Here is a 21,303-nt window from a genome sequence, read left to right as displayed (position 1 = left end):
AGAAGGGAACGAGGGAAATGAAACGGAAATGGGAAGTAATAATTGGGATGGCAGGAATGGTGTTAAGTGTTCTATTTCTAGGAGGATTTTCGCTAACAATGACCTCCATGGATACAGAAACATATAAAGAAACAGTCTTTCCTATTCTGCAGGAAGGCGTTTCTTCCGGTGAGATGCAGGATAGTTTAGAAGCCATGAATGTCTTAGCTATATGGTTCGGTATTACACTAATACTCGTCCTAGCATTTGTTATAGTTGCGACTGCTTTCATCTGGAGAAATCGACATCCGAGATGGGCTGGAGTCCTCTATCTCGTTGCTGGATTTTCAACATTGATAGGTACCCAATTTATTGCTTTTCCCATCGCCTTTCTCTTTTTTCTAGCAGGAGCGTTATGTTTGTTGCGAAAAGGAGTTAATGTGAGTAAGAAAGGAGAAGGCTATGTATCGAACCACTATTAAAAATCCTATTTTACGTGGTTTTAATCCAGATCCCAATATTTTAAGGGTAGATAATACTTACTATATTGCTGTTTCCTCTTTTGAATGGCTGCCAGGAGTACGAATCTATCAGTCTAATGATTTAGTAAATTGGGAACATGAGACAGATATTATTACGAATCAAGTTGATTTAAGAGGAAATCCACAAAATGGCAGCATATGGGCTCCGCAAATTAGTTATTCAGAGGGGCTGTTCTACCTTATTTATACAGATGTTAAAAGTACAAAAAGACCATTTAAGGATTGTCATAACTATTTGATTACCGCGCCAAGTATAAATGGTCCATGGTCAAGTCCTGTATATCTAAACAGCAGCGGATTTGACCCATCCTTATTTCATGACAAAGATGGACGCAAATGGCTGTTAAACGAAATATGGGATTATCGTATGATAACAGGAAATAAATCAGCAGGTATTGTCATGCAGGAATATGATGCTAAGAATCAAACGCTGATTGGACCTGTTTATAAACTATTTGATGGGACAGAATTAGCTAAAACGGAAGCTCCTCATCTCTATTACTATGGAGACTATTACTACTTAATAACGGCAGAAGGAGGGACTGGGAAAGGGCATTCAGTAACTGTCTGCCGCTCAAAGGTAATAACAGGACCCTATGAATTAGATCCAGAATATCCTATGCTTACAGCAAGTGATAAACCTGAGTCATCGCTCCAATGTTCAGGACATGGAAGTATCGTGCAGACGTCCCTTGGAAATTGGTATATGGTTTATTTATGTACTAGACCATTACAAAATAAAGCCGCGATACTAGGAAGAGAAACAGCGATAGAAGAGGTTTATTGGACAGAGGACGGCTGGCTTCGCCTTTCATCTGGTACAAATGGACCCAGCTTGTTGACTGAAATTGTTACGCGCGAACAAGTAATTTTTCAAAACAATACTGATTTCGAGGATGACTTTACAGGCTCTTTAAAAAAAGAGTGGAATACTTTACGTATTTTAGCAGATGACTCTTGGTGTGATTTAACAAGTAGATCTAATTATTTACGTATGTTTGCAGGGGAATCCATTCAGTCCTTGTTCGAGCATCATATTCTTGCCATTCGTCAAAAAGACTTTCACTTTCAGGCCGAAACAAGCGTAGAATTTCACCCTACTACCTTTAATCAAATGGCTGGTCTCATGCTTTATTTAAATGATAGCAATTATCTATATGCTTACGTGACATTTGATGAAGAAAGAGGCCGAGTTCTTCGCTTTATGCGTTGCGAAAATGGACAATTTCAACTAGATCCGGCCATCATAACGATTACTGCAGGAAAAGTGCAGCTAAAGGTTATTGGAAACGGAGCGAGAGGAAACTTTTACTTTCGTTCAGATGAAGAACATTCTTGGCGAGAAGTAACCAGCAGCCAAGACCTCCTATTTTTGGCAGGGGGATTTACCGGAAATTTCATTGGGATAGCAGTCCACGATATGGATAAAAAAGCAAGTACATACGCTGATTTCGCATACTTCCGTTATGAGGGATTAGATAGTAATTGATTGAATCTACTTCTGTCATTTCCCATAGGAATGTAATAACGAAGCGGATCGGTGCTAGCGCTGTGGATAGCAATTACCATCAATCCTCTTTCCAAAAAAAAGCCCTGGACAATTATATGAAGATCGCATAAGAATCTCCATATAATTGTCCAGGGCTTATATTGGTTGGAATACTTGTGTCCCAACCGCTTCATCATTTATTTCCCTAACATAGCTTTCACCTTATCTTGATTATTATCGATCCATTCCTGTGCAACTTCTTCCTCATCAGCGCCATCTTCGATTTTAACAATCATTTCTTCAATATCTTCAACAGGCATGCTCCAGTTGCTTAGGAATTCATGAACCTCAGGGGATTTTTCCTTTAGACCATTATTTACAACTACGTGAACTTCTGATGTCTTAAAGAAACCTTTTGGATCTTCCAATACTTTTAAATCATAATCAACAAACATTGGATGTGGACGCCATCCTAAGAAAAGGACAGGATCGCCACTTTTGATAAACTTAGAGGCTTGTGCCAGCATGCCACCTTCACTAGAAGCAACATATTCTAAATCTAATCCATATTCTTCAATCATTTCCTTAGAAGTGACGGTCATTCCGGCACCTTCTTCAATACCGTACACTTTTCCGCCAAAGAGATCTTCTTTTCCTTTTAAATCTTCGATACTGTCAATGCCCTCTATGTTAGAGGGAATGACCCAGCCAAGCTCCCCTTCTTTATAGCTGACTGCTAAGTCTTCTAATTGATTTTTGTATCGATTCATATAATTTGCATGCATATCAGGCAGCCAAGCATCCATAAATACATCTAAGTCACCGCGGGAAAGTCCTGTATAAACGCCGCCTGCATCTGCATTTTTCTCCTTAACCGTATAGCCCATATCTTCTAATAATAGTTTAGCAACTTTTGTTGGCGGGATGGTACTAGTCCAAGGAGTAACACCGAAAGTAACAGTTTTAGAATCTCCTGACTCGCTACCTCCTGTATTTTGGTTTTGGGAGGAACAGCCAATTAAAAGAGTGAATAGTAATAACATCAAAAAGCTAAGTTTTAATTTTTTCATAAATTCGTATACTTCCTTTCTCCTGTTAATTTGGTAGATTGTTTGTTTTTATGCTTTTTTTCCTAATCCCTGCGTTATTCGATCCAGGATGATGGCGAGAACAACAATCCCAAGTCCACCGGTAAGACCTAATCCAACATTTACACTAGAGATACCGGATAAAACAGTGCTTCCTAGTCCAGGAGAACCAATCATAGATGCAATAACAGCCATGGATAATGCCAACATAATAGTTTGGTTAATTCCAGCCATAATGGTTGGAATAGCATTAGGTAACTGAACTTTTACGAGCAGCTGCCAAGAAGTAGAACCAAAAGCTTTAGCAGCTTCTACGATATCAGCGGGAACTTGTTTAATGGCCAAGCTTGTCATACGGACTGCTGGTGGAGTAGCGAAAACGAAGGTAGAGATAACAGCTGGAACTTCTCCTAAACCAAAGAGTAGAATAGCAGGGATTAAATACACAAAACTAGGTAGTGTTTGCATGAAATCAAGTAATGGTCGGATAATATGATCCAATGTTCGATTTTTAGCAGTGAATATTCCTAAGGGAACCCCAACAACAATGGAGAAAAAGGTTGCTACAATAACAATAGATAGAGTTTGCATAGCACCTGTCCATAGACCTACCGAACCTAAGTAAAGAGCACCAATAATGGTAAAAAGAGCTATTCCTTTTCCCGCAAGGCGCCAAGCTAAAAGTGCTAAAAGGATTGCTATTACTTCAGCAGGGATAAAGGTGAATAAATTGGTGACAGCATTTATAAATATGCTTAACACTCCGCTGAAGGAGTTGAAAAAGTCACCTAAAACCGGCAGCAGCCAATTGTCTACAAATTGATTTGTCCATTCTTCTAATGGAAAGAAGAAGTAGTTCATATGATAGCCTCCTTTTGTTCTTTTCCGAGAATTAGTCCAGACAATATAGAGACTCGAACGATGATTCCTAACAATCTATTATTTTCTGTAACGGCAATAGGGAATTTTGATTCTGCCGCAACTCCAATTAAATCATTTAATGGGGTATCGTATGTAGTAGAATGGAAGTCGTGTTCTAATACGTCTTCAACCCACTTATTTTCCTTATAGGCATTAATGGCAGCATCAATAGTAAGAATGCCTTTTAGCTGTTTATCCTTATCTACTACGAAGATACTGGATAGACCGGCTTCTTCCATTTTTCTTACGGCCATCCTTGGACCATCTTTCCAAGTGGTAATAAGATCGGGCTGTTTCATAATTTGACCAGCAACTAACACTTTCGAACGATCAACATCTTCTACAAATGTCGATACATAGTCATTCGCTGGATTTTCCAAAATTTCTTCAGCTGTCCCTAACTGTACAATCGAGCCATTTTTCATGATGGCAATACGATCACCGAGCTTAAGAGCCTCATCTAAGTCGTGAGTGATAAAAATAATTGTTTTTCCTAGCTTGTTTTGTAAACGGATAAGTTCATCTTGCATTTCTTTGCGAATAAGTGGATCTAAGGCACTGAATGCTTCATCCATTAGAAGAATATCGCTATCATTTGCTAATGCTCTAGCAAGACCTACCCTTTGCTGCATCCCGCCGCTAAGTTGATGAGGGAAACTTGCCTCATAGCCTTTTAGGCCAACATCATGAATGGCTTTAATAGCCTTTTTTGAACGATCACTCTTCGGATGTCCTTGGATTTCTAAACCATATTCAACATTTTCTTGCACAGTTCGATTTGGAAATAACGCAAAATTCTGAAAAACCATGCTGAGCTTTTTACGTCGTATATCAATAAGTTCCTTTTTATTCATGGTAGTAATGTTTTTCCCGTCAATTAGCACTTCACCTGAAGTTGGCTCAATCAGTCGGTTAATAAGACGTATAAGAGTAGATTTTCCACTGCCGGATAATCCCATTATGACAAAGAATTCTCCTTGTTTTACTTGGAAAGAGGCATTATCAACACCAATTGTCATTCCAGTTTCTTTCAGTATTTTTGTTTTATCTTCGCCAGCCTGTAGTCTTTTCAGCCCTTCTTTTGGGTTTCCCCCAAATATTTTTGTAAGATTTTTAATTTCAATTTTAGGCATTAATCACTTCTCCTTCTTTTTTATTTAGGAGAATTTCCGAATATGGATAAATAAATAGGAAATAAAAAATAAAACCGATTATTTTTAGAGGAATAGTAGGAATTAAGCGAGTATTATGGCAATACATTTAGTGGAACTTTGGGTAAAAATTAGTTTGATATAGTATTACTTGCTTGTTGTTACTCCCAGTATGGCAATGGGACTTATCCATATCCTTCTCCTGTAGAGTCCTTCTTATTATATAAAACAAATAATAGGCAGTGCAAACGTGAAAATATAGCATATCCTGTTTATATCGTTCGTAAAGTTTTTTCTGATTAAATTAAATATACTGAATACTTATAAATACTACCTTATTCACTAAATAACTCTAGATTCTGACTTTTCGTTTATAAAAAGCAAGTACGATCTAAAACTGGCAGTTAGTTCTATATTCTAAGTAAAGAGATTGTTTTATTTCACAAAATGTTGTTTAAAAGTTACTAGATAGGATTGAAAAAATTCCAAAAACAAGGTAGTATGTAAATGAGAATGATAATCAATTTAACTAATAAACTGAATGAGTTAATCATATATAGATAGTATAAAACTTTCAATATAGGAGTGAGCGGGTTAATGGATCATACAGAACTATTCGATGTGACGATAATTGGCGGCGGGCCAGCAGGTCTATATTCTGCTTTTTATAGTGGGCTTAGAGAAATGAAGACAAAAGTTATTGAATTTTTACCACAGTTAGGCGGAAAGCTGCATTTATATCCAGAGAAAATGATCTGGGATGTTGGCGGCATCACTCCAATGCCAGGGGAAAGGTTGAGAGAACAGCTTGTCCAACAGGGACTGACCTTTAACCCAGAAGTAGTGACAAATACGAAGATTCATTCTATCTCCAAAAATGAGGAAGGAATTTTCTTGCTGGAAACAGACTCAGGAGAAGTTCATTATTCCAAAACAGTCATTGTGGCGGTAGGAAGCGGAATCGTCACTCCGCAAAAATTAAAAATTGAAGGTGCCGAAAGATTCGAAGTGGCAAACCTAAACTATACGGTAAAATCCTTAATGCATTTTAGAGATAAAGTAGTTGTTCTTTCTGGAGGCGGAAACTCTGCCGTGGATTGGGCTCTTGAACTAGAGCCGATAGCTAAGAAGGTGTATTTAACATGTAGAAAAGATACACTTGCTGGTCATGAGGCAAAAGCGAGAGAATTGCTAGAAAGCAATGTAGAGTGTTTGTTCCATACCTCTATTACTAAACTGATTGCGAATGAAAATCATGATCGTATTGATTCTGTTGAATTAACGAATACACAATCAGAAGAGATAAAGACTTTAAAAGTAGACGAAGTAGTTATCAATCATGGCTATGAAATGGATTCGTCGCTTTTAAAAAATAGTAAATTAAAAATTGACATGCTTGAAGATTTCTACATAGCAGGTAATGCTAATAGTGAGACATCTGTGCCAGGAATATTTGCTGCTGGAGATATTCTAAAGCATGAAGGTAAAGTCCATTTAATTGCCGGTGCTTTTCAAGACGCAGCAAATGCAGTCAATAAAGCTAAATTATATATTCAGCCAGAGGCAAGTAATAGCGCAATGGTCTCTTCACATAATGAACTATTTGAAGAGAAGAATAAAGAATTAATAAAAAATATGATTCAATGCGATGATTGTTCAGTAATGAAAATACGAGCTTGATTTCAATTGATCGCTACTTGGTCCACATTTTTATTGCATAGACAAAAGATCTATTGGAGAAGACGGATTTCCGCTTATCCAATAGATCTTTTTTGTTAGATGGGAAAAGTAGCGAGCTTTGGTTGATTTCTCAATTTTGGCTGAAAAGCATCAAGTTTTGACTGGAACCCAGTGATTTTCACTAAAAGTAATACGAATTATTCTGTTGAGACAGTCATCATTAAAGCATTTATTGGTACTTCTCCCGTTTCTATAGTATAAACAATATTTCCTTCTTCCCATCTCGCCATATACTCTACTTTATCAGCATTTTCCGGATAATTTACTTCTATTCTTCCATTTTCCTGTGGGACGGGCAGAGCATTTTCCTCCAAAAAGTCCACCATTTTTCTTGCGATATCAGTAGTGTCTAACTTATCAGCAGAAATTGATTTAATTTGTAACACCCATCGTCCCTCTTTCCAAAGTAAATACGAACTTCCCGCTGCTCCTTCCTTCATTCCAGTAATATGATGTCCCAAATCTACCTTCATTTCATCTGGTATTGAATCTAATGAAACCTCGGGAAAAAGCTTCTCTTGTTTGTTTTTATCATGGGATGTTTCTGCTTTAAAAGTAGCAAGCAAATTATCATTTGTATCTAAAGATTCATCATTGATGGAGACAGGTTCTTGCGTTCGATAGAATGATATAGAATATTGGTCTGTTTCATTTTTATTAATTTTAGCTCCCATATATTCAGAATCAGTGATCGGAAATTTCATCGGTAATTTATTATCTTGCATCTTGAGCATAGAGCGAATTTCTTTCATCTGTTCATTGTTTGATGGGGATTTCTTCATATTTTGTTCCTTTTCCGTATTAGCTTTAGCTTGTCCAGCTGCGTCTGCTTTCTCCGCTGTCGACAGATTTGATTGACTTTCGGCTGATCCATTGGAGCAGCCGCTTGCAATAAGTGAAAAGATAAAGAGTGAAGAAAATAGAAATTTTTTCATACATCGTACTCCTTTCTATGCCTTATTAATACTGTATATTCCCTAAAATAAGAAAAAAATGAGTTATATTAAAAAATTTAAAAAATTTATGAATAAATTTTCAAGGTGGAAAGTCGCATTTGTGTAAGAAAAAGTAACTTATATTCATGGTGAATATTGATGAATTGTTAAGTGTACATGGAAACCAAATTATTATGGTAAAAAAACTAACAAAAAGAAGATGATTTATTTTATTCCTAATAGAATTGTTAGAAAAAATTTGAAATTTATTCCTTTAAATGTTATAAATGATAACATTATGGTGAAGTTTGTCGGGTATTGATTATTTTTGTCTAGTTCGTTATGATTAATTTCGCAATATAAAAATGATTCGAATAGTCTGACTAGTCAAATTATGATTCGGTAAGCACTTATATTTAATATGTAGTGTCATTTTCTTCCTATTGTCAGAATAATCAAACAAAGTAAAAAGAGGAGAATTAGTATGAAGAAAAAATTAAGTCTTTTAATAACAGCTTCTACATTGGCTGCTGGAATATTGGCTGGGTGTAGTGCTGGTGGTAAAAATGCATCAAAAGAGGATGAATTTAAGGTTGGAGTAAATCTGGAGCTTTCTGGAGCTGTTGCATCATATGGACAATCATTAGAAAGCGGTATTGATTTAGCTATTAAAGAGATTAATGCAGATGGTGGAATAGATGGCAAGAAAATAGTTCCTGTTAAGGTAGATAATAAATCTGATTTAACGGAGGCAACTAATGGTGCATTGAAGCTAATCGACCAAGATAAGGTTTCAGCAATTATAGGTGCGGCTACGAGTGGTGATACAGTAGCACAAGTGCAAATAGCCAATGATAAGCAAACAGTCTTATTAACTCCGTCGGGTACAGCACCAAACGTTACGGTTAATGAGGATGGAAAGCTAAATGAGTATGCATTCCGTACATCCTTTATTGATCCTTTCCAAGGAAATGTGGCTGCAAATTTTGCTATTAATGATTTGAAAATCAAAAATGCTGCCATTTATGCTGATAGTGCAAGTGATTATGCAAAAGGATTAGCTGCAGCATTTAAAGAGACATTTACAGCTGCTGGTGGAAAAATAGTATCAGAAGAATCTTATGTTGCAAAAGATACAGATTTTAGCGCGACATTAACGAGAATTAAAGGGAAGAATCCAGAGTTTGTGTTTATTCCTGGCTATTATGAAGAAGTTGGCTTAATTATTAAGCAAGCGCGCGAAATGGGTATAACAGCTCCTTTTATGGGTGCTGATGGCTGGGATTCTCCAAAATTAATTGATTTAGCAGGAGCAAAGAACTTAAATAATACGTTTATTACAAACCACTATTCTTCGGAAGATCCAGATGAGAAAATTCAAAAGTTTGTTTCAGCATTTAAGGACGAATACGGAAAAAGCCCAGATGCATTTAATGCTTTAGGTTATGATTCTGTTTATCTATTAAAAGATGCTGCTGAAAGAGCAGGAAGTACTGATTCGGATAAGATTAAAGAAGAATTGGCAAAAACAAAAGATTTATCGTTGATCACTGGGATAGTGACAATCGATGAAAATCATAACCCAATCAAATCAGCAACAGTTTTAGAATATCAAGATGGAAAACAAGTATTTAAAACAAAGGTTGATCCAAAATAAGACTTGGTGGATGGGGAGGGAGAGCCTCCCTATTTTCCATGGAAAGAAAATTAGAGATAAAAGAATGATAGAGATAGAGAGTATGAACAAAAACGTTTTTTATAAGAATTAATTAGCAGTAGGCTATGTGAAAAGTTATTGCATTGACGCATGCTTAGCAAAAGGGAGTGAATAAATAGATGGAATGGATACAACAGCTAGTTAACGGCATTTCCTTGGGAAGTATATATGCTCTTATCGCCTTAGGATATACGATGGTATATGGAATCATTAAACTTATTAACTTTGCTCATGGCGATGTATTTATGGTTGGAGCATTTATTGGCTTTTATGCTATTACTGGTTGGGGACTTAGTTTTTTTCCAGCTTTGATTGTTTCCATGATTGCTTGTGCTATCTTTGGGATTATCATTGAAAGAATTGCATATAAACGGTTGAGAAATGCGACCAGAATCGCTGCCCTAATTACAGCAATCGGGGTTTCTTTATTAATCGAGTATGTTTTTATTTATTTTAGAGGTGCGGGCTTAGAAACCTATCCAAGCGTTTTGCCAACAAAGACATTTGATGTGTTTGGTGCACAAATTACAAGTAAGTCCCTAATTATTTTAGGAACGTCGGTTGGATTAATGTTGATTTTGCAATTTATCGTTCATAAAACGAAGACAGGAAAAGCAATGCGGGCGGTTTCTCATGATATAGACGCTGCAAGATTAATGGGGATTAATGTAGACCGGACTATTTCCGCTACTTTTGCCATTGGTTCTGCTTTAGCGGGAGCAGCAGGCGTTATTTTCGGCGCTTATTACACAAAAATTGAACCACTAATGGGAGTTATTCCAGGATTAAAGGCATTCGTTGCAGCTGTTTTAGGGGGAATAGGAATTATTCCAGGAGCGATGATTGGCGGACTTATCTTAGGGGTAGTTGAGACGGTTGTTAGTGCTTTAGGTTTTTCTTTATGGAGAGATGCTGCGGCTTTTATTATTTTAATTTTGATTCTTATCTTTAAACCATCAGGTATTCTTGGTAAGAATACAAAAGAGAAAGTGTAGGTGACTGGAAGGATGAAAAAATCAAAAGCTTTTTGGATATTCCTTATACTGTCCGCACTTATTTACGGCGTAATTCAGTTCCTGATGACTGGCGGCTGGATTGACACTTTATACAGCAATATGATTATTTTAATGGCTATCAATATTATGCTGGCAGTTAGCTTGCATCTTGTCATAGGAATTACCGGACAATTTTCAATTGGTCATGCTGGCTTTTTGGCGGTAGGGGCATACGTATCAGCAATTGCAACGATGAAGTTTCAAATGCCTTTTCCAATTGCTATTTTAGCTGGTGGAATTGTTGCCGCACTAGCTGGACTGTTAGTTGGAATTCCAACCTTGCGATTAAGAGGCGATTATTTAGCCATTGCCACATTAGGATTTGCAGAAATTATTCGGATTTTCTTCTTAAATATCGATTATGTCGGTGGGGCAGCGGGAATGCAGATTACTCATTTGACTACTTGGACAAGTACGTTTATTTGTTTATTTATTACTATTCTAGTCATTGTTAATTTTACTAATTCAAGACATGGCCGTGCAGCCATTGCAATTAGGGAAAATGAAATTGCGGCAGATGCAATGGGAATTAACACAACTTATTATAAGGTTGCCGCTTTTGCACTAGGGTCTTTATTCGCTGGGGTAGCCGGTGCGCTTCAAGCTCATAACTTTTATATTATTAACCCAACTAACTTTGGATTTTTAAAGTCCTTTGATATTTTGATTTACGTGGTCCTTGGAGGATTAGGGAGTTTATCAGGATCTGTTATTGCAGCAAGCTTCTTGACCATTATTTCTACTTATCTTCAAGATTATCCAGAAACGAGAATGATTATATATAGCCTTGTTTTAGTAATCGTCATGCTCTATCGTCCAAAAGGATTAATGGGAACAAAGGAAATTACAGATTTGTTTAAACGCAAAGGAGGTAATTCCAATGACTAAGCAGGAACCTTTATTGCAAATGAAAAATGTAGGTATTTCTTTTGGAGGCTTAAAAGCAGTGTCCGCGATTGATGTAGAGCTCAATCAAGGAGAGTTAATTGGACTAATAGGTCCGAATGGAGCGGGGAAAACGACTACCTTCAACATGTTAACTGGTGTATATGCGCCAACAGAAGGAGAAATTCTTTTTGACGGAAAAAGTTTAAAGGGGTTGCAGCCTTTTCAGGTAACACGTAGAGGGATTAGTAGAACCTTTCAAAATATACGTTTATTTGAAGAACTATCTGTTTTAGATAATGTAAAGGTAGCTTACCATTCTTTGGCTAAGCACTCTATGCTAAGCAGTATTTTGCGGTTCCCTTCCCACTTTAAAGGGGAGAAGGAGATGGAGGAAAAATCAATAGAGTTTCTTAAGATTTTTCAACTCGACCGTTATATGAAGGAAAAAGCGAAAAATCTCCCGTACGGTCAGCAGCGCCGTTTAGAGATAGCAAGAGCTTTAGCGGCGGGTCCTAAATTGTTGCTATTGGATGAACCTGCTGCAGGGATGAACCCTCAGGAAACACATGAACTGATGGAATTGATTGCCTTTATTCGCAAAAAGTTTCAGCTGACCATTTTACTTATAGAGCATGATATGCCTCTTGTTATGGGGATTTGTGAGCGGATTTATGTTTTGGATCATGGGCAATTAATTGCAGAGGGAACACCTGAAGTGATTAGAAATCATCCAAAAGTAATCGAAGCTTATTTAGGAGAGGAGGTTGCTGAATAATGCTTCATATAAAGGATCTAAATGTATACTATGGAAATATTCAGGCATTAAAAGGAGTAACGCTTGATATTAAGGAAGGAGAAATAGTAACGCTTATTGGTGCGAATGGAGCGGGGAAAAGTACATTATTAAAGACATTATCCGGTCTAATCAAGCCCAGAAAGGGTTCTATAGAATATTTAGGCAAGTCTATTGCAGGAAAGCCTGCACAATCGATTGTAAAGGCAGGTATGTCACATGTTCCAGAGGGAAGACGTGTTTTTTCTAATATGACTGTGGAGGAAAATCTTGAACTAGGTGCCTTTTTACGAAAAGATAAACAGGAAATTCAAAAGAATTTACAAAAGGTTTATGAGATTTTTCCGCGGTTATTTGAAAGAAAAAAACAATTAGCTGGTACTTTATCTGGTGGAGAACAACAAATGCTGGCAATGGGAAGAGCTATAATGGCAAAACCGAAATTGCTTCTTTTAGATGAACCCTCCATGGGATTAGCACCGATTATTGTTCGTACCATCTTTCAGGTTATTCAAGAAATTAATGAAGAAGGAACGACGGTTTTATTAGTGGAGCAAAATGCCCATATGGCATTATCGATTGCACATAGAGGATATGTCATTGAAACAGGAAAAGTGGTTTTATCAGGATCTGCACAAGAATTACAGGAAAGTGATGAATTAAAGCAGGCTTATTTGGGTGGGCATTAATAGTAGATTTGGAAGAACTGGTTATTCACTGGAATAACAGTTCTTTTTTATTATAGAAAAGAAAACCCTGGGCTATGCCTAGGGTTCCAAAAAGCTTACAGCGTGGTATTAAAAAAACTTCCTCTTGGTGCTAAAATATTTTTTGGTTCGCCAACCGAAAATAAATAGCCAGGAGGAAGTCCTTATGTCAAAAGACAATAATAGTTTAGCACACACAACTTGGAATTGTAAGTATCACATAGTATTTGCACCAAAATATAGAAGACAAATAATTTACGGGAAAATAAAGAAAGATATTGGGCAAATCTTACGTACCTTATGTGAGAGGAAAGGCGTGGAGATAATAGAAGCAACAGCGTGTAAGGATCACGTACATATGTTAGTGAGTATTCCGCCAAAATTAAGTGTATCAGCATTCGTAGGCTATCTAAAAGGGAAAAGTAGCTTGATGATATTTGATCGACATGCACAATTGAAATATAAGTATGGAAATCGAAAATTTTGGTGTACAGGATATTATGTAGATACGGTAGGAAGAAACAAGAAGGTAATTGAAGAATATATCCGTAATCAAATACAAGATGATATAGTCGCAGAACAATTAACAATGATGGAATATATTGATCCATTTACAGGGGAAGAAGTGAAGAAAAAGAAACGAAAAAATTAGGAGAGAAGGCCTTTGAGGTCTGGCCAGTAGAAGTAGTACAATTGGCGAACCTTTCAGTAGCCCTTTAGGGTTTGGTCAGTAACAAAGGCTTTCAGCCGCAGAGAAAACCACCCGTTCTCACGGGTGGTCCTTATTTTCTTGAAGAATCTCCCGGTTGAATCAACATTTCATCGATTTCTCTCTTGCTCTATCATAAATGACAGATACGCTTTTTAAGTGGAAAAGAATTTTGTTAGAATAGTAGTAAATATAGGAGGATAGATGATGAACCCTTTTACAAAAAAAGCAGTGGAGATTATTACAGATATTCCAGAAGGAAAAGTAATGACCTATGGACAAATAGCTGCTGTGGCTGGAAGCCCTCGGGCAGCAAGACAAGTTGTTAGAGTTCTTCATACCTTATCAGAAAAATACCAACTTCCTTGGCATAGAGTGCTTAATAGTAAAGGCTGTATTGGATTAAGCGGTGAACATGGCCAGCTTCAAAGAAGATTGCTAGAAGCAGAGGGAATTGTATTTCAGCAAAACGGATCGCTTAATTTAAGAGAATATGGATATGAACCGCTGAATTTTATCGATGAACAGATTTAATAGTTGTAGAATAATAGAAGATATTGCTAAACTAGCTGAATTTATAAAATGCAGCAAAAAGCCTATTACAACAGCAGCAATAGGCTTTTATCACTTATTAATTTAGAGCTGATCTCATTGTTTGTTGTAAAACTTCGACAGAATGATTAAATTGTTCTGTTTCTTTTTCATTTAATTCTAGCTCCAGTACTTCACGGATTCCTTGGCGGTTAATAATGGCAGGTACACCAATATAGATGTCTTTATGACCATATTCCCCATCTAGGTATGCAGATACTGGTAAAATAGAGTTCTCATTGCCAAGAATAGCTTTTGTAATGCGGACAAGTGACATGCCGATTCCATAATAAGTGGCACCTTTTCGTTCAATAATATGATAAGCTGCATCGCGAACGTTAATGAAAAGCTCATCTAAGTCTTTTTGAGAGTATTTATCATTTTTAGCAAGCTTTGTTTCAATGCTTTCTAATCCAATCGTTGTACTGCTCCATACAGGCAGTTCCGTATCTCCATGCTCACCGATAATAGCAGCATGGATGTTTCGTGTATCAACGTCGAAATACTCACCTAGCATATAGCGGAAACGGGCAGAATCTAATGTGGTTCCAGAACCGATTACGCGTTCCTTCGGAAGACCAGACTCTTTCCAAACCACGTAAGTCAGAATATCAACAGGGTTTGTCGCAATTAAATAAATTCCATCAAAACCGCTAGCAGTAATTTCTTTCACAATACTTTTAAAAATAGCTGTATTTTTGGCAACTAAGTCTAAACGAGTTTCTCCTGGTTTTTGAGGTAGACCGGCAGTAATGACAATTAAATCAGCTTCTCCACAGTCTGAATAGTCGCCAGCCCAGACTTTCGTTGGTGCTGGGGCAAATGGGATACCATGATTTAAATCCATTGCTTCCCCTTCAGCTCTTTCTTTGTTGACATCAATCAAAACGAGTTCTTCTGTAATGCCTTGATTAATTAATGAATAAGCATAGCTGCATCCTACAGCACCTGTACCAATTAAAACGACGCGGTTAATATTTTGCTGTTTCATTTTTTTTGCAACTCCCTTTTTCTAAATAGATTAATAGTTTTAAAGCTATTTATTGCTAAATGGAGAACAAATTCGTTATTCATTTACTGTGTTGTTACTTTTCTCCATAATATCTTAGAGTTCTTTCTTTTGTAAAATGTTATTACTGTTTATATAGTGATTATACACTTAAACTTTGTGAAAAACATCACATAAATATGTCTATTTTGTGAAAGTTTCTAAAAAATCATCGATTACATTTCGCTTATATTATAAAATTTTCCCTTTTGAAACGAAGGGTAAACAGAATAATCGAAAAAGTATTGATGAAAAATGATTGACAAAAATTATGTGTATTCGGTAATGTAGTAAGTAATTGAATAGGAAAATCCACTAGGGGAGCCTTTTTGGCTGAGACAAGATTACTTGGACCCTTTGAACCTGATCTAGTTCATACTAGCGTAGGAAAGTGGAGTCGGCCCATTGAATATTAGTATTTTATTTATTCATTATAAAGCCACTCCATTTTTTGGAGTGGCTTTTTTATATAGCAAAGTTACTCCATATTTTCCTTTTCAGCAAAAATTATCAGGAACAAAAGAAGGAGGAAATGGAAATGAGTTTTTCACAAAAATTACGTGCACAGGCTGAACCAATCTTTCAGGCGATTATGGAACATCCATTTGTGCAAGGAATTGGTAAAGGGGATTTAAAGAAAGAGCAGCTTATACATTATGTGAAACAAGACTTTGAATATTTAAATGCTTTTATGAAAATTTATGGATTGGCGATTTCAAAAAGCACGAACAGAAAAGACATGGAGCTATTTAATAACCAAATTTCCTTTGTGCTTCATAGTGAGATACATCCTCATAATAATTTTTGCGAGGTAGCAGGTGTTAAATACGAAGACCTACAAGGATTCCCAGTAGCTCCCTCTGCTCACCATTATATTCGCCATATGCTAACAGTTGCACATCAAGGTGGAATTGCTGATATTATCGCGGTGCTTTTACCTTGCCCATGGACGTATGTAGAAATCGGGAAAAAACTTTTAGAAGAGGTAAACCCAGATAGTAGCCATCCTTTTTATGACTGGATCCATTTTTATGGGGATGGCCCTATGACAGTTACTACTCCGCTTTGTCAGCGATTAGATGAACTTGCTGAAACACTTAATGAAGAACAGAAGGAAAAGTTAATGGAATACTTTTTATTAAGCTGTCAGCTAGAATATAAGTTTTGGGATATGGCATACCATGTGGAGGAGTGGCCAGTAAAGACGTTTGAGGTGTCTATATGAACTGGAAAGTTAAAGAGGTTGTCTTACTAGTAGTGATTGCCGTGGCATGCGGTGTTCTCTATATGGGCTGGTCCACTTTATGGCTCCCTATCTCAGCGCTTGTCGGCCCTGTTGGTGCTAACTTTATGTTTGGCATATGGGTGATAGCCAGCCCGATAGTTGCTTTTATTCTGCAGAAGCCAGGAGCTGCTTTAATAGCAGAGGTAGTAGCAGCTTCGGTCGAGCTCTTGATTGGCAGTCACTTTGGTTTATCAGCCCTTTTGATTGGCGTATTCCAAGGAGTCGGGGCAGAAATAGCATTTGCGATATTCCGTTATAAAAAATATCATGTTTCTGTCTTAATGTTATCTGGAGGGTTGGCTGCTTGTGGAAGCATGCTTTATAGCCTTCTAGCAAATGGTTTTTCCTATTATAAGACGACAACACTTATATTAACCTTTGTTATTCAAGTAATAAGTGGTCTTATTTTGGGTGGACTATTAGCAAAGGCAATTGTAGAGGGGCTGGGAAAAACAGGAGTCTTAAAGGGCTATGCGATTTCTAAAGTGAATCGAAAAAAGGAGAGTAATGATGAGTTCATTGTTAGGATGTAACCATCTGTCTGTGCGCTTCTTGGAGGATAAGGAACCTGTCCTCCAAGAAGTGACACTACATATTAATCAAGGAGAAAAAGTATTAATCCTAGGTCCAAGCGGCAGTGGGAAATCTACTATTCTATCTGTTTTAGCGGGCATTATTCCAGAACATATTGAAGCATATGTATCGGGAGAAGTGATTAGGAGAAAAAGCACAGGGGTTCTTTTCCAAAATCCTGATACCCAGTTTTGCATGCAGCATGTTGATGAAGAAATTGCCTTTAGTCTCGAAAATAGAAAGGTACCCAGGGAAGAAATGGATGCTATTATTTTTGAACTTCTTGAAAAGGTAGGACTAACAATAGAGCCACATACTCCTATTGCAAATCTTTCAGGGGGAATGAAACAGCGTCTAGCACTTGCCTGCCTTTTAGCATTGGAGCCAGAGGTGCTTTTTTTAGATGAACCAACAGCACAGCTAGATCCGGCAGGTAGAAAAGAAGTCTTTGAAGTAATGAAAGATACTGCAGCTGGAACTGGGCAAACACTGATTATGGTAGAGCATGTGTTAGATGGCTGTATCGAATGGATGGATCGTGTCATTCTTTTCAATAAAAAAGGGCAAATAATTGCTGACGGCACCCCAGCTATGGTAGTTAAACAATATAAAGCGGAGATGCAAGAGGCAGGTATATGGCTTCCACAAGTTTTTCCACATAAGTGGGAGGATATAATCCAAAATGAAAATCATTCGAGAAGACTAGAATTAATTAAGGCATATGAAAGAAAAAGGACAGCGGCTCTGGAAATAAAACCCGACCCTATTCTGGAAGTGAACAATTTAACAGCAGCTTACCTTAAAGAGAACATTTTAGAAAACATTGAGTTAACCGTAAATAAAGGAGGATGGATTGCTGTTATTGGCAATAATGGTGCGGGAAAAAGCACTTTTTTAAAGTTGCTTGCCCATCTTAAAAAGAGCCAAAAAGGAGACATCCGCTTTCATGGAAAGGACCTGAAAAAGTGGAAAGACAGAGAACTGTACCATCGCTTAGGGTTCGTATTCCAAAATCCTGAATTGCAATTTATTACTCAAACGGTTTTTGATGAAATCTCGTTTTCCGGTATTCAATATCAATGGGAAAAAGCGGCTATTAATAAAAGAACGACAGAGCTTTTGCAGGAATTTGGATTAGAGCCTTATCATAATCAACATCCCTTCACCCTTAGCTTTGGGCAGAAAAGAAGATTAAGTGTAGCTACGATGCTGTTATTAGATCAAGATATTCTGCTATTAGATGAACCTACCTTTGGGCAAGATGCAAAATCATCGCATGATTTATTACAGGTTCTTGAAAAAAGGAAGAAAGAGGGAACTTCCATTATTATGGTTACACATGATATGGATATAGTGGATCAATACGCAGACAAAGTCGTTGTCTTACAACAAAAGAAACTGGTTTTTGCTGATCAGCCGTATCTACTTTTCTCCAATCAAGAGCTTTGTAAAAGGCTTGCTATTATCCCTCCTATTCATTATCAATTAATCGCTGATTTAAAGGAGGGTGAAGACAATCAAAAGCAACGAGTCTTATCTATCACATCTTAATCCAGCGATGAAATTAATGACCCATATTATATTAATGGTTATTTTAATGATGATTCAAAGCATATTTTCGACTGTAGCAATTTGGCTGTATGTGTTAATACTTGGTTTAACATTGGGAGGATGGAAGGGGAAATTTCTTGTTAAAGTGCTTCTCCCATATTCTATTTTTTTTGTGCTTACCTTTTGGATGTTAGCGGCATTCGGGAAAGGAGAAACAGTCGTATGGAAGTGGGCTTGGTTTCAAATAACCGAAGAAAGTATTAGTAGCGGTTTGCTTATTGCCATGCGGATGCTGGCATTTGTAACAATTGGGTTGCTTTTTACAACCACCACGAATTTATATGAATTAATGATGAGTCTTATTCATCAGTGGAAATTATCTCCGAAATGGGCATATGGGATGATGGCTGGTTTTCGCTGCATACCGATGTTCCAATCAGATCTTGCACAATTAAAGGAAGCACATCGAATTCGAGGTTATAAACATAGCGGCACCTTTAAGGCATTCTTCCGTTATGCAGTTCCCTTGTTAACACAGGCAATTCGCCGCTCTGAGCAGATGGCGATGGCAATGGAAGTAAGAGGATTTACAGGAGAAAGGGATAGAACATATTTTCAAAAAACGTCTATCACATTATTTGATTATTTATATTTTAGCATGATGATGATGAGTGCTACTTGTCTAGCTGTATTTATATAGGTCTTGGCAGTTCAGGTCCCACATTTATTCATATCTTCTGGAATGTACACCAATTGAAATGAATAAATTGTAGGGGTCTGTTTTTTTGTTAGGATACGTGAACAAATAACTCCTTTCTCCCTAATCTCAAATATTTTATTTTAATTGTATTGACACTACCTGTATATACAACTATAATGAAAACGTAATCAATACTTGTATATACATGTATTGATTGTGCAATAGGAATTATAATCGATTTAATAAATACAGGAGAGTATAGTCAAAAGGGGGAAGAACGATGGGGAAGTACACAGAACAGGCAAAAGAACTTCTTGAGCACGTTGGTGGAAGCGGAAACATATCTGTAGTGACGCACTGTGCGACAAGAATGCGCTTTGTTTTAAATGATCCATCTATGGCTGATATTGACAGCATTGAAAAAATCAAGCTAGTAAAAGGAACGTTTACTCAAGCAGGACAATTCCAAGTTATCATTGGCAATGAAGTTTCATCTTTTTACAATGAGTTTATCGCTATTGCGGGAGTAAGTGATACTTCTAAAGATGAAGCGAAACAGGCTGCAAAACAAAACATGAATTTTCTGCAAAGAATGATTGCCCATTTAGCAGATATCTTTACTCCACTCATTCCAGCGATTGTTGTCGGAGGATTAATTCTAGGTTTTCGTAATGTTATTGGCGAAATTAAATTAGTGGAGGACGGAACCAAAACATTAGTAGAAGTATCACAGTTCTGGGCTGGTACAAATAGCTTTTTATGGTTAATTGGAGAAGCGATATTTCACTTCTTGCCTGTCGGAATTACCTGGGCAGTTGCAAGAAAGATGGGTGCTACTCCCATTCTTGGAATTGTATTAGGGATCACACTCGTGTCGCCGCAATTATTAAATGCTTATGCAGTAGCTGGAGCAGAAGAAATTCCGTTTTGGGATTTTGGGTTTGCAAAAGTAGACATGATTGGGTACCAAGCCCAAGTAATTCCCGCTATTTTAGCAGGTCTATTGCTTTCATTCCTAGAGCTGCGTTTGCGAAAAATTATTCCAAATGCGATTTCGATGATTTTTGTGCCATTCTTTGCCTTAGTACCAACTGTATTAATTGCCCATACCGTATTAGGACCAATTGGATGGACGATTGGTTCTGCCATTTCTGATGTCGTCTATTCTGGACTAACTTCTTCGGTAGGATGGTTATTTGCGGCCATATTTGGCTTTGCTTATGCACCACTTGTTATTACAGGATTACACCATATGACAAATGCAATCGATTTACAATTAATGAGTGTATTTGATGGAACAAATCTATGGCCGATGATTGCTTTATCCAACATTGCCCAAGGATCAGCAGTATTAGCAATGATTTATTTAAATCGTAAAGACGAACAAGAAAAACAAGTATCCGTTCCAGCGGCAATCTCCTGTTACTTAGGCGTTACAGAGCCAGCCATGTTTGGTATTAATTTAAAATATGGCTTCCCATTCTTAGCGGCCATGATTGGATCGATGGTGGCAGCAGTTATCTCAGTTGGATCAGGTGTTATGGCTCATTCTATTGGGGTAGGAGGATTGCCAGGATTTTTATCTATCAAAGCAGAACATATGCCTACATTTTTAATTGCAATGGTGCTCGCAATTGTTATCCCGTTTATTCTGACAATTGTTTTCTCTAAGCTTAATATGGGGAAAGTTTCTTTGAAAAGAGTAAGAGGATAAAATTTTAATAAAGTAAGAGTCGAAACAGTATCCGTTAGGAGGGATAACTTCGACTCTTTTTTAGTTTGCGTTCCGTTATTTGTACATGGAGAGGTTCTCTAAGCTAATAAAAAAGGATCGGACAAAG

Annotated in this window: 21 protein-coding genes and 1 riboswitch; of the genes, 16 read left to right on the top strand and 5 right to left on the bottom strand. The window is 37.1% G+C overall.

All coding sequences use genetic code 11. The annotated features are described in order from the left end of the window. Nucleotides 1-17 precede the first annotated feature (17 nt). Both NSQ92_RS21490 and NSQ92_RS21485 read left to right on the top strand, forming a co-directional pair. Nucleotides 18-461, top strand: a complete 444-nt coding sequence (locus NSQ92_RS21490; RefSeq protein ID WP_047940882.1) for a DUF4064 domain-containing protein — start codon at nucleotides 18-20, stop codon at nucleotides 459-461. Further along, nucleotides 442-2,010 (top strand): glycoside hydrolase family 43 protein, encoded by a 1,569-nt coding sequence (locus NSQ92_RS21485; RefSeq protein ID WP_341153208.1) that lies wholly within the window; start codon nucleotides 442-444, stop codon nucleotides 2,008-2,010. Before NSQ92_RS21490 ends, NSQ92_RS21485 begins: the two co-directional genes overlap by 20 nt. A gap of 197 nt (nucleotides 2,011-2,207) precedes the next feature. Here NSQ92_RS21485 and NSQ92_RS21480 read toward each other — a convergent pair whose 3' ends face one another. From NSQ92_RS21480 to NSQ92_RS21470, 3 genes are read right to left on the bottom strand one after another with little or no spacing between them, the layout of a single operon-like run. Further along, nucleotides 2,208-3,080 (bottom strand): glycine betaine ABC transporter substrate-binding protein, encoded by an 873-nt coding sequence (locus NSQ92_RS21480; protein ID WP_095258276.1) that lies wholly within the window; start codon nucleotides 3,078-3,080, stop codon nucleotides 2,208-2,210. Between the two features lie 48 nt (nucleotides 3,081-3,128). Next, nucleotides 3,129-3,959 (bottom strand): ABC transporter permease, encoded by an 831-nt coding sequence (locus NSQ92_RS21475; RefSeq protein ID WP_095321980.1) that lies wholly within the window; start codon nucleotides 3,957-3,959, stop codon nucleotides 3,129-3,131. Then, nucleotides 3,956-5,152, bottom strand: a complete 1,197-nt coding sequence (locus tag NSQ92_RS21470; RefSeq protein WP_061796978.1) for a quaternary amine ABC transporter ATP-binding protein — start codon at nucleotides 5,150-5,152, stop codon at nucleotides 3,956-3,958. Before NSQ92_RS21470 ends, NSQ92_RS21475 begins: the two co-directional genes overlap by 4 nt. 615 nt (nucleotides 5,153-5,767) lie before the next feature. Between NSQ92_RS21470 and NSQ92_RS21465 the strand changes: the two genes are divergently transcribed. Next, complete coding sequence (locus tag NSQ92_RS21465; protein WP_047940877.1) at nucleotides 5,768-6,850, top strand: NAD(P)/FAD-dependent oxidoreductase; 1,083 nt, start codon at nucleotides 5,768-5,770, stop codon at nucleotides 6,848-6,850. Between the two features lie 197 nt (nucleotides 6,851-7,047). On the opposite strand, the gene NSQ92_RS21460 is transcribed toward NSQ92_RS21465, so the two are convergent. After that, nucleotides 7,048-7,845 carry a hypothetical protein gene (locus tag NSQ92_RS21460; RefSeq protein WP_047940876.1) on the bottom strand — a complete coding sequence of 266 codons (798 nt, stop codon included), beginning with the start codon at nucleotides 7,843-7,845 and terminating at the stop codon, nucleotides 7,048-7,050. 484 nt (nucleotides 7,846-8,329) lie between these two features. Between NSQ92_RS21460 and NSQ92_RS21455 the strand changes: the two genes are divergently transcribed. From NSQ92_RS21455 to NSQ92_RS21425, 7 genes are all read left to right on the top strand, one after another. Next, nucleotides 8,330-9,502: an ABC transporter substrate-binding protein gene (locus NSQ92_RS21455; protein WP_047940875.1), complete on the top strand. Its 1,173-nt coding sequence runs from the start codon at nucleotides 8,330-8,332 to the stop codon at nucleotides 9,500-9,502. A gap of 179 nt (nucleotides 9,503-9,681) precedes the next feature. Further along, complete coding sequence (locus tag NSQ92_RS21450) at nucleotides 9,682-10,557, top strand: branched-chain amino acid ABC transporter permease (RefSeq protein WP_047940874.1); 876 nt, start codon at nucleotides 9,682-9,684, stop codon at nucleotides 10,555-10,557. A 12-nt stretch (nucleotides 10,558-10,569) separates the two neighbouring features. After that, nucleotides 10,570-11,505, top strand: coding sequence for a branched-chain amino acid ABC transporter permease (locus tag NSQ92_RS21445; RefSeq protein ID WP_047940873.1), 936 nt, complete (start codon nucleotides 10,570-10,572; stop codon nucleotides 11,503-11,505). Then, complete coding sequence (locus NSQ92_RS21440) at nucleotides 11,498-12,280, top strand: ABC transporter ATP-binding protein (RefSeq protein WP_047940872.1); 783 nt, start codon at nucleotides 11,498-11,500, stop codon at nucleotides 12,278-12,280. Before NSQ92_RS21445 ends, NSQ92_RS21440 begins: the two co-directional genes overlap by 8 nt. Further along, a complete protein-coding gene (locus NSQ92_RS21435) occupies nucleotides 12,280-12,987 on the top strand; it encodes an ABC transporter ATP-binding protein (RefSeq protein ID WP_047940871.1) in 708 nt (235 codons plus the stop codon). Before NSQ92_RS21440 ends, NSQ92_RS21435 begins: the two co-directional genes overlap by 1 nt. A 184-nt stretch (nucleotides 12,988-13,171) precedes the next feature. Continuing rightward, entirely contained in the window at nucleotides 13,172-13,657 is a 486-nt protein-coding gene (gene tnpA / locus NSQ92_RS21430; RefSeq protein WP_047944525.1) for an IS200/IS605 family transposase, read from the top strand. Nucleotides 13,658-13,921: 264 nt separating this feature from the next. Continuing rightward, nucleotides 13,922-14,248 (top strand): MGMT family protein, encoded by a 327-nt coding sequence (locus NSQ92_RS21425; protein ID WP_047940870.1) that lies wholly within the window; start codon nucleotides 13,922-13,924, stop codon nucleotides 14,246-14,248. A 97-nt stretch (nucleotides 14,249-14,345) separates the two neighbouring features. On the opposite strand, the gene NSQ92_RS21420 is transcribed toward NSQ92_RS21425, so the two are convergent. Then, on the bottom strand, nucleotides 14,346-15,296 hold the full coding sequence (locus NSQ92_RS21420) for an L-lactate dehydrogenase (RefSeq protein WP_061797281.1): 951 nt from the start codon (nucleotides 15,294-15,296) through the stop codon (nucleotides 14,346-14,348). A gap of 364 nt (nucleotides 15,297-15,660) precedes the next feature. Beyond that, a riboswitch (TPP riboswitch) is annotated at nucleotides 15,661-15,760 on the top strand. Here NSQ92_RS21420 and NSQ92_RS21415 point away from each other — a divergent pair. The 6 genes from NSQ92_RS21415 to treP all read left to right on the top strand — a co-directional run bounded on the left by NSQ92_RS21415 (nucleotide 15,759) and on the right by treP (nucleotide 21,176). After that, the gene (locus tag NSQ92_RS21415) at nucleotides 15,759-15,926 is read left to right on the top strand and encodes a hypothetical protein (protein WP_341153207.1); all 168 of its coding nucleotides are present in this window, start codon (nucleotides 15,759-15,761) and stop codon (nucleotides 15,924-15,926) included. (Overlaps the previous riboswitch by 2 nt.) Then, the gene (tenA, locus tag NSQ92_RS21410) at nucleotides 15,892-16,578 is read left to right on the top strand and encodes a thiaminase II (protein WP_047941041.1); all 687 of its coding nucleotides are present in this window, start codon (nucleotides 15,892-15,894) and stop codon (nucleotides 16,576-16,578) included. The genes NSQ92_RS21415 and tenA overlap by 35 nt, the downstream gene beginning before the upstream one ends. Then, nucleotides 16,575-17,171 (top strand): ECF transporter S component, encoded by a 597-nt coding sequence (locus NSQ92_RS21405; protein WP_341153206.1) that lies wholly within the window; start codon nucleotides 16,575-16,577, stop codon nucleotides 17,169-17,171. Before tenA ends, NSQ92_RS21405 begins: the two co-directional genes overlap by 4 nt. After that, nucleotides 17,149-18,762 (top strand): ABC transporter ATP-binding protein, encoded by a 1,614-nt coding sequence (locus NSQ92_RS21400; protein ID WP_341153205.1) that lies wholly within the window; start codon nucleotides 17,149-17,151, stop codon nucleotides 18,760-18,762. The genes NSQ92_RS21405 and NSQ92_RS21400 overlap by 23 nt, the downstream gene beginning before the upstream one ends. Further along, complete coding sequence (locus NSQ92_RS21395; protein WP_341153305.1) at nucleotides 18,728-19,462, top strand: energy-coupling factor transporter transmembrane component T family protein; 735 nt, start codon at nucleotides 18,728-18,730, stop codon at nucleotides 19,460-19,462. The genes NSQ92_RS21400 and NSQ92_RS21395 overlap by 35 nt, the downstream gene beginning before the upstream one ends. Before the next feature lie 280 nt (nucleotides 19,463-19,742). Beyond that, nucleotides 19,743-21,176 carry a PTS system trehalose-specific EIIBC component gene (treP, locus tag NSQ92_RS21390; RefSeq protein WP_341133391.1) on the top strand — a complete coding sequence of 478 codons (1,434 nt, stop codon included), beginning with the start codon at nucleotides 19,743-19,745 and terminating at the stop codon, nucleotides 21,174-21,176. Nucleotides 21,177-21,303 lie beyond the last annotated feature (127 nt).

It is taken from the genome of Niallia sp. FSL M8-0099, assembly GCF_038006945.1.
Taxonomy (GTDB): domain Bacteria; phylum Bacillota; class Bacilli; order Bacillales; family Cytobacillaceae; genus Niallia; species Niallia circulans.
This window is presented reverse-complemented; position numbering and strand designations above follow the sequence as displayed.